The sequence below is a fragment of the Pseudoalteromonas sp. genome (assembly GCF_041629635.1).
GTDB lineage: Bacteria > Pseudomonadota > Gammaproteobacteria > Enterobacterales > Alteromonadaceae > Pseudoalteromonas.
In genome coordinates this window covers 1-10,646 of the sequence record NZ_JBFKMX010000122.1, presented here as the reverse complement: position 1 = coordinate 10,646, position 10,646 = coordinate 1, and the positions used below count along the sequence as shown (strand labels likewise).

Annotated in this window: 5 protein-coding genes; 4 read left to right on the top strand and 1 reads right to left on the bottom strand. The window is 41.0% G+C overall.

Annotation, left to right across the window (positions count from 1 at the left end):
* Both gluP and ABYD77_RS14870 read left to right on the top strand, forming a co-directional pair.
* A partial coding sequence (gene gluP, locus ABYD77_RS14875; RefSeq protein ID WP_372770908.1) for a glucose/galactose MFS transporter occupies positions 1–519 on the top strand: 519 nt, incomplete at its 5' end.
* Positions 512–3,049: an exo 1,3/1,4-beta-D-glucan glucohydrolase gene (locus ABYD77_RS14870; protein ID WP_372770907.1), complete on the top strand. Its 2,538-nt coding sequence runs from the start codon at positions 512–514 to the stop codon at positions 3,047–3,049. The genes gluP and ABYD77_RS14870, both read left to right, overlap by 8 nt.
* A gap of 47 nt (positions 3,050–3,096) precedes the next feature.
* Here ABYD77_RS14870 and ABYD77_RS14865 read toward each other — a convergent pair whose 3' ends face one another.
* Positions 3,097–6,798 carry an ATP-binding protein gene (locus ABYD77_RS14865; protein WP_372770906.1) on the bottom strand — a complete coding sequence of 1,234 codons (3,702 nt, stop codon included), beginning with the start codon at positions 6,796–6,798 and terminating at the stop codon, positions 3,097–3,099.
* Between the two features lie 507 nt (positions 6,799–7,305).
* On the opposite strand from ABYD77_RS14865, the gene ABYD77_RS14860 reads away from it, so the two are divergent.
* Both ABYD77_RS14860 and ABYD77_RS14855 read left to right on the top strand, forming a co-directional pair.
* Positions 7,306–10,257, top strand: coding sequence for a TonB-dependent receptor (locus ABYD77_RS14860; RefSeq protein WP_372770905.1), 2,952 nt, complete (start codon positions 7,306–7,308; stop codon positions 10,255–10,257).
* Positions 10,258–10,362: 105 nt separating this feature from the next.
* Positions 10,363–10,646, top strand: a 284-nt coding sequence (locus tag ABYD77_RS14855) for a tryptophan 7-halogenase (protein WP_372770904.1), incomplete at its 3' end; no start/stop codon positions are given.

Sequence of the window (10,646 nt, the reverse complement as noted above, 5' to 3'; positions counted from 1 at the left end):
GCTGAAGTGGCTATTGGCAGTACCTTAATCAATTACATTTCAAGTGCCAGTACAACACAAATGACAGAGGCAACTGCCGCTAAATACATCGCTTATTATTGGGGCGGTGCGATGGTGGGTCGCTTTATTGGTGCTGCTGTGATGCAAAAAGTATCTGGCGGAACGGTACTGGCCTTTAATGCGGCCCTTGCTATCGTACTGATTGTGGTATCAATGTTAAGTTCTGGCCCTATAGCAATGTGGACCATGCTGGCTGTGGGTTTATGTAACTCAATTATGTTCCCAACTATTTTTAGCCTTGCGATTAACAACTTAAAAGAGCACACCTCACAAGGCTCTGGCATTTTATGTTTGGCTATCGTTGGCGGTGCCATTATTCCTGTTTTCCAAGGCATTGCAGCTGATACTATCGGCCTTACACTCTCATTTATTATTCCTGCTGTATGTTACGTGTTTATCGTATTCTACGGTGTAAAAGGACATGTGCCATCAACTACTCAAGGACAAATCAATGAATAAACACCTGTTCTCGCTCTCAGCACTTTGTTTGGCTCTGAGCGGCTGTATGTCGGGCAATGACAATGCCAAATCAACAAACTCTAAAAATGATATTTGGCCAAAAATTACAAGCCCTGTGAAATATGATGCTGCGCTTGAAAGTAAAATTGATGCGCTTCTAGCGCAAATGACGCTAGAGCAAAAAATCGCGCAGATGATCCAACCTGAAATTCGCAATATCACCGTTGAAGATATGCGCCGTTATGGTTTTGGTTCTTATCTAAATGGGGGCGGTTCGTTCCCAAATGGCGATAAACACGCTACACCAGAAGACTGGATTAAACTCGCCGACGATATGTATATGGCGTCAATTGATGACTCACTGGATGGTTCGACGATCCCTACTATGTGGGGCACCGACGCAGTGCACGGCCATAACAATGTAATTGGGGCAACACTATTTCCACATAATATTGGTTTAGGCGCGGCAAATAACCCAAAGTTAATGGAACAAATCGCGGCTATCACAGCAAAAGAAGTGATGGTAACCGGTATTGACTGGGTATTTGCACCAACAGTTGCAGTCGTTCAAGACGACCGCTGGGGCCGTACCTATGAAAGCTACTCTGAAGATCCAGCACTTGTTCGCAGTTATGCGGCATCAGTAGTAAAAGGCTTACAAGGTGAAGTGGGTAAAGACTTTTTAGGCAATGAGCGTGTAATTAGTACCGTAAAACACTTTGTGGGTGATGGCGGCACAGTAAACGGTGACGACCAAGGCGATAATATATCATCTGAGCAAGACTTATTTGATATTCACGCGCAGGGCTATGTTGGCGGTTTAAATGTTGGCGCACAGTCTGTAATGGCATCATTTAATAGCTGGCATGGCGAAAAAGTACACGGTAACAAATACCTACTAACCGATGTGCTAAAAGACAAAATGGCTTTCGATGGCTTTATCGTTGGTGATTGGAATGGTCATGGGCAAGTGGCGGGTTGTAGCAATGAAAGTTGCGCGCAATCAATTAACGCCGGCCTTGATATTTTTATGGTGCCTTCAGATTGGAAAGCATTAATGGAAAATACCATCGCACAAGTAAACGCTGGCGAAATTGCACAATCACGTGTCGATGATGCCGTACGTCGTATTCTACGCGTAAAATTCCGTGCGGGTTTATTTGATAAGCCGCGTCCTAAAGACAGAGCACTTTCGGGTAAAACAGAGTTAATTGGCCAAGCAGCGCATCGTGACGTTGCCGCACAAGCAGTGCGTGAATCGCTAGTATTGCTGAAAAACAACCAACAACTATTACCGTTATCACCAAAACAGCGCATTTTAGTGGCTGGTGATGCAGCAGATAATATTGGTAAACAGTCAGGCGGTTGGACAATCACATGGCAAGGAACGAATAACCAAAATAGTGATTTCCCTGGTGGTTCATCTATTTTAGATGGCCTACGCAGTCAAGTAACTGCCGCGGGCGGCACACTCGATTACAGCCTTGATGGCAGTTACTCAGAGAAACCAGATGTTGCGATTGTGGTATTTGGTGAAGAGCCTTATGCCGAAGGTCATGGTGACCGTGCAACTCTTGAGTACCAAGCGGGTGAAAAACGCGACCTTGCCTTACTTAACAAATTTAAAGCTGCCGATATCCCGGTTGTAGCAGTGTTTATTAGCGGCCGCCCTATGTGGGTTAATGCTGAGCTCAATGCTTCAACTGCGTTTGTTGCAGCATGGCTACCTGGCTCAGAAGGTGCGGCGATTGCCGATGTGCTACTTCGTAATGCAAATAACAGCGTGAATTTTGATTTTAAAGGCAAACTGCCATTTAGCTGGCCAATCAACCCTAATCAGCACGTTGATTTTTATAAAACCAGTGATGAAAAACCGCTATTTGCTTTCGGCTATGGATTAACATCAACATCAAATACTACCGTACCAAACGATTTACCTGAGCAATTTGAGCGTAAAGCGGGCGATGTGAAGAGTGTGTCTATTCTTGAAGGTGAAGTGAAAAAGCCATGGCAAGCATGGGTGTTCTCAGGTGATAACAGTGAGCAAATTATGTCTAGCACCATCAGCCTTGACGGCATCAATTACCGTACCATTGATAAAGTTATTCAAGAAGATGCACGCAAAATTTCAATCACTGGCGAAAAACCAGCAGGTCTTCGCTTTGCAAGTAAAAGTCATTTCCGAGAAGACTTAAGCATTTTAGTATCGGACAAAACGCAATTAGTCTTTGATGTGAAGATGGATAGCAAAAACGCGAAAGATGTATGGTTAACTATGAATTGTGAAGGCACCGCAGATATCCCTGGTAGCTGTCATAGTAAAATGGACATTGCCAACTTACTCAATGCAAAGTCAGATGGTCAATGGCACACCCTTTCCGTTGACTTAGCATGCTTTACTCAGCAAGGAATTAAGTTTAATCAACTGGTAGTGCCATTTGAAATTGGTTCATCACAGGCGCTAGCGTTATCGCTAGCCAATATTAAAATAGTGCAATCTGAAACACCTGCTATGCATATGTGTCAGTAGGTTTCCTGCCCACATGAAAGCCCTTTTCAAGTGATTTGAAAGGGGCTTTATTCACTAATTACATTCACAAAACATTCAATTTCAAATACCGCACCTTGATTTTCTACCCTTCGACTAGTGATTTCGCCATTTAGTAACTGGGTTACTAAGTTATAAACAATGTGCATTCCCAAGCCGCTACCTCCTTGATTGCGTTTAGTGGTTACAAAGGGTTCAAACATACGTGCGCGGATCTCCTCAGGAACCCCCTTTCCATCGTCTTGATACAGAACTACAAGTTTACCGTTATTAACAGTCACTGTAATCGCGATATGACCTTGCTCAAGGCCATCAAAACCATGAGTTACTGAATTTTGAATCAAATTCGACATGACTTGATACCATGCCCCCGGATAGGTCTCTACAATAAGGCTCTCTGAGCAGGCTACTGAAATCATAACTTGTTTACCTTTGGTTAATGGCGATAGTGAAGTACGTAATTGTTCTAAATACTCTCTCATCTGCACTTCCCGCATTTGCTCAGAAGATTGATCTACCGCCACTTGCTTAAAGTTGGCTATTAATGCTTCAGCACGCTCCAAATTTCGCTGAACTAGCAAATAAGCTTCTTTCTGCTTACTAATTTGATTAACTAATGTTGCTTGATTGAGTGTTTTATTTGCAAGCTGAGTTTCAATTAATGCGATACTTTCTTGATAGGCAGATACGCCAGTAATTGCAATGCCAAGCGGTGTATTAATTTCATGTGCAATGCCTGCAACTAAATTTCCCAACGAGGCCATTTTTTCACTTTCGATTAAGTCTTGCTGCATTTTTTCAAGGTCATCTAACGTTTGTAAAAGTTGTTGGTTATTTTGTTCTAGTTGCAGCGTACGCTCTTGCACTTTTACTTCGAGTGATTGGTTGAGTTTTTCAAGCGCAAGTTCGTTTTCCTTCAATCGTTGAATATCTTGAATACCTCCAGCAATGCGCTCTGCAATACCCGCACTGTTTCGACTCACCACTTTCCCACGGTCACGCACCCAACGAAACCCACCGTTTTTTTCTTTCATGCGAATAGCAATTTCGTAACTATCAATTTCCCCCGAAATACAACGCTCAAGCTTATCTTCTAAGTAAACACAATCTTTAGGGTGCACATAGTGATGTAGCTCATCTAAAAGCACAGCTTCATTATGAATCCCAAAATCCAGCTGACTACTCACACTAAAGCGGTGAATGGTATTATTTGCTATATGCCAGTCCCATAAATCATCGCCACTTGCCCATAAACTAAGCTCAAAACGCTCATTGAGTTGTTTCATTTTATCGTTATCTATGAGTACTTGGCGATAACGTTTAACACGTGAATAAATAATCAAAAAGGCAATTAAAAAAAACACTAGCAGATAAGTGACTTTAGCTATTTTAGTGGCCCACCAAGGAGGCACTATGGTGACTTTAAGCTGATGTTTGTCAGAGGCCGTATTAAAACGATCTACTAAAAAAGTCTCAATGATATAGTCACCCGGAGCAAGATTAATTAAATCAATTTGATTTCTACCTTGTTCTAATTTGATCCATTTATCACTTAATCCAAGCACACGATAGTAAAGATGCGATAGTTTGTCAGATGCCAAACTGGTTGATGAATAAGCAAGTGAAAGAATATTTTGCTCAGCTTTCAGGGTAAGTGCTTTTGTCAGTTCTGGTACTGTAGAGAGTTCAGGAGAATTAATTGGTGTGAGCTCTTTTTCAAGCACGTTAATAGCACTAAGTTGTACATTTGGTTTTTTTCCCGCACTCGCTATAGCGTTAGGATGAAATTGATTGAAACCATTCGCGCCTCCTAAAAACAACCGTCCATCTGCTTGTTTTAAAACAGCATTATAATTAAATTCGTTCGATTGAATGCCATCATTACGTAAATAATTGCGAATGGTAAAATCATCGCTTTGGATATAGCTCATACCACCGCTGGTACCCACCCAAAAATTGCCATTATCGTCTTTTACTAATGCCCAAATGGCATTATTAGCAAGCCCATGTTTTCGCTCAACAACACGTAAGAGCATCATCTTTTGGTCTACAATACTTAATCCTTTGTCTGTAGCGGCCCAAATGCGTTGTTGTTCATCTTGTTCAATCATAAATACTAAATCTGAGCTTAAACCTTGTGATTGGTTAATCGACATAAGTGAGTCACCATCATACTTGAATAACCCCTGCCCAATACTGCCAAACCACAAGTTATTCCCATCACTGTATAGCCCTGATACATGAGTAGGTGCATTTTCATTTTCTACAAAAAAATGACTAAACTGGTCAGTCTCGGGGTTGTAAGCGAGTAAACCTTGTCCTCGAGAGCTAAATAATAGTTTCCCTTTGAAACTAATAACTGAATTAAAGCTTGAAACTATTTGAGAGCCGATTTTTGGTTTAACCAACCATGTTTTTCCTGATGTAAAATTGAGTCTTGCTAAGCCTGCACCTCGGCTTGTTATCCAAAGTTCATCGTCAAAAATAAAAAGGTCTGTAACAAATACACTGCTAAACTTTTCAAGAGATGGATACACACTTTCTGCAGCAAAAAACTTTTTGTCTTTATAGATATATATTCCTTTTGATGTGCCTATCCAAAGAGCACCATTACGGTCATATTCAAAGCTTCTTACATCATAAAAATCATTTACCCGATTTGCATTTTCAAATTTATAAACATGACCAAATGCATTGCTTAAGTCACGATAGTGATACAGACCTTGCGTTTCTGTGCCAAGCCAAATATCGCCATCTAAACTTTTAAATATTGATAGGACAGCATTTTCGCCAAGCCCTTTTTGGTTGCCTTTTTGACGCTTAAAATGATGAATAATTTCACCATCGTAAGATAACTGAAAAGCACCTTGGCTCGATGCTATAAGTAAATCTGTTGACAATAAACTTAATTGAAAGACCTCTGCCATTTCATTAATTGGCAGTGCTTTACACCAAAGTGAAGTGAAAGGGATCAATTGGTAAAAACACACTCGCTGTTTTTCATCTAACACTGCAAAGTGATTATCTCGAACCGAAACCTGTTTAAATTTCCCCGATAAAAGCAAGGTAATTTCTGTTGAGTTAAAAGGCTTTGTTAAAATGCTGTTTGCTGTAATTGCAAACCAATGGGATTGCGTGAAATCTATAGCCCTAAGTGAATCATCTTTAAAAACCTCCTGCTCAAAAAAGGCCCCCTTGTCGGGCTGATAAATATAGACACCATGACTTTCTGTGTTAATCACTAAATAATCTTGGTTGCAGGACAAGCTTTTAATTCGCGCTAAAAATTGATTTTGATCTTGAAACTCGATTCGTTCAAATTTGCCCGTTTCATAAAAATAACGCGACAAACCTGTTTGAGTTCCAATCCAAATAAAGTCAGGCTGACTACACAATGCAGTTATAAAACCCCCAGCAAGATTGTTTGAAAGTGGTTGAGCAGGAAAAAAGTGTTTAAAGCGCTTGCCATCAAAGCGATTCAAACCCGACTGAGTACCTAGCCAAATATAACCAAATTTATCTTGTGAAATAGCTGTAACAGAAGCTTGACTCAGCCCACTTTCAAAATCATATTGCTGCATCACCTGAGCAATATCATCAAATACGATAGAAGCACCATTTTGTGCTGAAATAGGCTTTGATATAAGACTCCCTAACAGCAAAACAAGCGCCGAAAGAACGCTGTTAAATTGTTTTTTTTTTGCAAAACGCGTGACACGCTGAAACACCATTTTTTTCATCAATTAATAATGGTTAGGGTTATAAAATCCGTCAAATTTTGGTTATGAAAAAACACTAAACGAAATATATAGAACAAAATTTATTTAACTTTAACGAGGTCTATCAGATTGCGATTTATAGTTTTAAACATGAACAATCCTCTTAGAAGTAACAACTCAAACATTGTGAACTAAGTGTAATTCAGATAGCCCCTTTTCAGTGATGACAAAATAAAAAAGAATGCATCCGAGAAAAACAAATAACCACATGATTTTTATAAAAATAAATATTTTATATAACTAATAACTAGATATTTACCAGTAACCATAAATAAAATTAATTGATCTTTATTTAGTTCTGACTTACTTTTATGTAAGCGCTTACATTGTTCGCGTTTTTATTTCCTGAGAAATGAAAGCGCTTACATACTCATGAAGGGGAATTGAGCGTTCTGTTAATTCAACAACATTATGACAATAATTCTAATAAGAACTGATATCTAAATTAAGGCAGACAGCATGAAAAACAATCGCTTTGCAAAGACAAAGATAGCCACCAGTCTCTCCGTAATACTGGGGGTTTTATCTACGCCAATGTACGCCGATGAGGCGACAAAAGACGATGTGGAAGTTATTGAGGTCAAGGGTATCCGTGGCTCTGTAATCAAGGCTTTGGATGTAAAACGTTCGGCAAGCGGTGTTGTTGATGCAATCTCTGCTGAAGATATTGGTAAGTTTCCTGATACAAACTTAGCTGAATCGCTGCAACGTATTTCAGGTGTATCTATTGACCGTGCCAATGGTGAAGGTAGCAAGGTAACTGTTCGTGGTTTTGGCCCAGAGTACAACCTTGTAACACTTAATGGCCGTCAGATGCCAGCATCATCACTTGAAGCAACTACTGCATCAACATCACGTGCTTATGACTTCGCAAATATTGCCGCTGAAGGCATTGCTGGCGTGGAAATCTATAAAACAGGTAAAGCAAGCGTACCATCTGGTGGTATGGGCTCAACCATTAATATTCTGACCACTAAGCCGCTTAATTCACCAGGTCAAAAAGCGACATTTGGTTTAAAAGGTGTAATGGATCAATCAACTGACGAAGGTGCTTCAATTACACCTGAGCTTTCAGGTTTATACAGCAATACCTTCGCTGAAGATACTATTGGTATTGCACTATCAGGCTCTTATCAAGAGCGTGAAAGCGGTAACGTACAGGCTAACAGTGGTGGCTGGCGTACTTTCCCAGGCAATATTAATGGTTGGGACTGGGGCGGCGGTAATGCTGAGTGGGGCGGTTTAATTCCAGATGGTGATAACGCACACACTAATTACCCAAGTGCTGATTCGATTTACTCAGTGCCGCAAAGTTTAGGCTATGCATTCCACGAAGTGCAACGCACACGTACCAATGGTCAAGCGGTTATTCAGTACCGTCCAATGGACAATGTAACTGCGACTCTTGATTACACGTATGCGAAAAACGAAGTATCCGATCAATACAATGATGTTTCTGCATGGTTCAACTTTGGTCCTTCAACAGGTGAATGGTCTGACGGCCCAGTTGCAGCACCAATTATTTATTCAGAAGCGTTTGGTGCACCAGGTGATTTAGCAATGGGTGCAGGTAGCTTCGATACGGTAAACGAAAACAAATCGCTTGGTATTAACGTTGAATGGCAAGTTAACGATAACCTTGAACTGCGTTTTGACTACCATGATTCAAGTGCTGAATCTCGCCCAGATAGCCCTTTCGGAAGTAACAACGTAATTGGTATGGCAACTTGGGTGCGCTCAGTAACCACTGCCGATTTCAGCAAAGACTTCCCTGTGCTGAGCATTACTTATCCTGATGGCTTTAACGGCATTCAGAGCAAAGATATGCGCGTTACAGGTAGTTCATTCCGTAATAGCATGATGCGTAGTGATGTAACGCAAGCACAGTTTGACGGTACTTTTGTTTTTGACAATGGCGACCTTTCAAGCATTGATTTTGGTATTTCATCAACTGAAGTTAAAAACCGCTCAGCGTTTTCTAACGTGCAACAAGACAACTGGGGTGGTCTTGGTGCAGAAGGTGACTTAAGCGGCATTGATTTTGTGCTAGATGATGTAGGCTCACATTTTGATGTACCAGGTGCTGGGTCAAATATGTTACTTGAAGAATTCTTCCGATGGGATTTCGACTCAGTTCGTCAAACTGCCAATGATCTATACGGAGCACTCGGTTCAGCAGGTGATTGTGGTACTTCTTTCTGTGCCTCTTCAAACTACACTACAGACCGTCGTACTACTGAAGAGCAGCTTGCGGCGTATGTACAAGCTAACTTCCAAGGCAGCATCGCAGATTTACCATACAATCTAAACATTGGCTTACGCTATGAGCAAACTGACGTAACATCAGCAGCTTTAGTGCCAATTTACAACAATATTGCGTGGGCGGGTGATAACGAGTTCAACTTAGTTGCAACTGGTGAGCAAGGCTTTACTAACCTAACAGGTGATTACAGTAACTTCTTACCAAATGTGGATTTCAACATTGAAGTAGTTGAAGACCTATTGCTTCGTGCCTCTTACAGCAAAACCATTGCTCGTCCAAGCTATGCAGATATCCAAGGTGGTCAAACACTTAACTCGCTAGTGCGTATTGACGGTGGTACCGGTAGCCGTGGTAACCCTGACTTAAAACCATTTGAATCTAATAACTTAGATCTTTCAGTTGAATGGTATTACGACGAAGGTAGTTACGCAGCAGTTGGTTATTTTGTCAAAGACAGTACAAACTTCATCGGCCGTACCACGGTTGAAGAAGAGGCGTTTAGCCTAGCTCACCCTGCAATGGGCGACCGTTATGCTGAAGCTGTTGCAGCTGTGGGTAACAACAACACCCTCATTCGTGAATACATCAAAGAAAACTACCCCGAAACACTGGATGAAAATGGTTTTATTTTAGGTGTACCGGGTGATGACTTTGCAATGTTCGACATCACAATTCCTGTTAACCAAGAAGATGCAAAAATCTATGGTTGGGAATTTGCAGTTCAGCATTTATTTGGTGAATCAGGCTTTGGTGTGATTGCCAACGCAACGATTGTCGATGGTGATATCGATTACGATAAAGAATCACAAGATGAGCAGTTTGCAATCCTTGGTATGAGTGACTCGTATAACTTTATCGCATTTTACGATAAAGACGGCATTCAAGCTCGTATTGCTTACAACTGGCGTGATGAGTTCTTAGCGAGCACAGTTAATACACTTGGCTTACAAAACCCAATTTTTGTTGAAGAATACGGTCAGTGGGATGCAAGTGTAAGCTACGAGTACAATGAGAACCTGACGCTCTTCTTAGAAGGTATTAATCTTACAGATGAGTACAGCCGTACCCATGAGCGTTCATCATTACAGGTTGTTAACGTGACGCAAACAGGGCCGCGTTTCAACATCGGTGTACGTTATACCTTTTAAATAGCCAAAATAGCGAAAAAGCCGCGTTATGCGCGGCTTTTTCGCAAATCTCTCAGTAGCATCTAATATAACTATTATGTGACTGAAAAATCAGGTGTTGTAGTAATGACAAATGCAGTAAAACAGGTTGTAATTGTGGGCGGTGGCAGTGCAGGATGGTTAAGTGCCAGTATTCTTGCAGCCGAGCACAGTAATGCGTCATTACCTACCCCTATTCAAATTACGCTGATTGAATCAAGTGACATTCTCACTATTGGTGTGGGTGAAGGAACTTGGCCTTCAATGCGCGACACATTACAACAAATCGGTATTTCCGAAACCTCTTTTTTAAACGAATGTGATGCCTCGTTTAAACAAGGCTCTAAATTTATCAACTGGCGCACTGCAAG

What these genes read in the sequence shown, in the direction of transcription:
- ABYD77_RS14865 (WP_372770906.1), bottom strand. Translation starts at nt 6,798, where the DNA reads ATGGTGTTTCAGCGTGTCACGCGTTTTGCAAAAAAAAAACAATTTAAC.
- ABYD77_RS14870 (WP_372770907.1), top strand. Translation starts at nt 512, where the DNA reads ATGAATAAACACCTGTTCTCGCTCTCAGCACTTTGTTTGGCTCTGAGC.
- ABYD77_RS14860 (WP_372770905.1), top strand. Translation starts at nt 7,306, where the DNA reads ATGAAAAACAATCGCTTTGCAAAGACAAAGATAGCCACCAGTCTCTCC.